Source organism: Arthrobacter sp. Y3223164 (assembly GCF_059091005.1).
Genome location: NZ_JBNHGF010000434.1, coordinates 1 through 2,111 on the forward strand (window position 1 = coordinate 1; position 2,111 = coordinate 2,111).

At 70.2% G+C, this 2,111-nt stretch carries 2 protein-coding genes; both read right to left on the reverse strand.

Annotated elements, in window-relative coordinates; all coding sequences use genetic code 11:
• Window positions 1–52 precede the first annotated feature (52 nt).
• Entirely contained in the window at window positions 53–1,009 is a 957-nt protein-coding gene (locus tag AC5RUJ_RS15055; protein ID WP_494074003.1) for a phosphoribosylaminoimidazolesuccinocarboxamide synthase, read from the reverse strand.
• 12 nt (window positions 1,010–1,021) lie between these two features.
• On the reverse strand, window positions 1,022–2,111 hold a 1,090-nt coding region (gene purD, locus AC5RUJ_RS15060), incomplete at its 5' end, for a phosphoribosylamine--glycine ligase (RefSeq protein ID WP_494156121.1).

Below are 2,111 nucleotides of genomic sequence, written 5' to 3' on the forward strand. Positions count from 1 at the left end.
GACCCCCTGGGCGCGGCCGGGAGCACCCGGCCCGGCCCCGCGCCGCTGCCGATCAGGCGAATGTCCGCCCGGTGAGCCGTTCGTAGGCTTCGACGTAACGCGCCCTCGTCTTCTGCACGATGTCCTCCGGCAGGGCGGGCGGCGGGGCGTCCGAGTTCTTGTCCCAGCCGGAGGCGGGCGACGTCAGCCAGTCGCGCACGAACTGCTTGTCGAACGACGGCTGCGCCCGGCCCGGCTCGTAGGTGTCCGCGTCCCAGAACCGCGAGGAGTCGGGGGTCAGCACCTCGTCGCCCAGCGTGATCTCCCCCGTCGTGGGATCGACGCCAAACTCAACCTTGGTGTCCGCCAGGATGATTCCGCGCTCCCGGGCGATGGCTTCGGCGCGCGTATAGATCTGCAGCGTCTTATCGCGCAGCCGGGCCGCGGTCTCCGCCCCGACGGTCTGGACCACGGCGTCGTAGGTGATGTTCTCGTCGTGCTCGCCCACCTCGGCCTTGGCCGAGGGGGTGAAGATGGCGGGCTCCAGCCGGGAGCCGTCCACCAGGCCGGCGGGCAGCGGCAACCCGCACACGGTCCGGGATTGCCGGTACTCGGCGAGGCCCGACCCTGTCAGGTAGCCGCGGGCGATGCATTCCACCGGGTACATGTCCAGTTTCTTGCAGACCATCGCCCGGCCGGCCACCGCGTCGGGCACCTCGGTGGACACCACGTGGTGCGCCACCGGGTTGTCCCCCTGGGCGAGCTGTTCGAACCACCACAGGCTCAGCTGGGTGAGGATCCGTCCCTTGTCCGGGATCTCGCTGGACAGCACGTGGTCGTAGGCGCTGATCCGGTCGCTCGCCACCACCAGCACGGTGTCGTTGCGCCGGTCCAACAGGCCTTCGGCGGCAATGTCGTCGCTGGCCGTCTCCACCTGCTGCGGGGCGGCCGGAACGTACAGGTCGCGGACCTTGCCGGAGTAGACGTGCTTCCAGCCGGGCAGTTCGAGTACTTCGGGGGCAAATGCCATGGTTTGACGTCCTCAGTCTCTCTGTGCGCCGGCCCGGGAGTTCGTGCCGGACGCGGGCACCTTGATCTTGCCCTCGGCCGCCAGCAGGGCAATGTCGCTGCGGTACTGCGACCCCTCCAGGCTGATGGCGTCGATGCCCTCGTAGGCACGTTCGCGGGCTTCCACCAGGTCTTCACCCAGCGCGACGACGGCGAGCACCCGCCCGCCGGCGCTGACCACCTTGCCGTTCCCGTCCAGGGCGGTCCCGGCGTGGATCACGTGCACGTCGGTCAAGGCATTGGCCTTCTTCAGGCCGCGGATCCGATCCCCGGTGCGCGGAGTTCCCGGGTAGTTCTCCGCGGCCAGCACCACCGTGACGGCGGACCGCCTGGACCAGACCAACTGTTCTGTGTCGTCCAGTTCCCCCTTGGCGGCCGCCAGCAGCAGCCCGCCCAGCGGTGTGCGCAGCCGGGCCAGTACCGCCTGCGTTTCCGGGTCCCCGAAGCGGGCGTTGAATTCGATCACCCGCACGCCGCGGCTGGTCACGGCCAGCCCGCAGAACAGCACGCCCACGAACGGGGTGCCGCGGTGGGCCATCTCGCGGATTGTCGGCAGCGCGACGCGGTCCATGACTTCGTCCACGAAACCGGGCGGCAGCCAGGTCAGCGGCGTGTAGGCGCCCATGCCGCCGGTGTTCGGGCCCTCGTCGCCGTCGAAAATCCGCTTGAAATCCTGCGCCGGCACCAGCGGGATGGCGCGTTCGCCGTCGGAAATCACAAACAGGGAGACTTCCGGGCCGTCGAGGAATTCCTCGATGACCACGGAACCGCCGGCGTCGAAGCAGGCCTGGGCGTGCGCCAGGGCGGCGTCGCGGTCTTCGGTCACCACCACGCCCTTGCCGGCCGCCAGCCCGTCGTCCTTGACCACGTAGGGGGCCCCGAACGAATCCAGGGCCTCGGCCGCTTCGGCGGCGTTGGTGGCCACGTGGGCCATGGCGGTGGGCACGTTCGCCGCGGCCATGACCTGCTTGGCGAAGGCCTTGGAGCCTTCAAGCCTGGCCGCTTCCTTGCTGGGGCCGAACACCGGGATGCCGGCCGCGCGCAGCGGGTCGGCCACTCCGGCG

Excerpts from the sequence above, each read along its gene's own strand:
- AC5RUJ_RS15055 (WP_494074003.1), bottom strand. The coding sequence starts at position 1,009 with ATGGCATTTGCCCCCGAAGTACTCGAACTGCCCGGCTGGAAGCACGTC.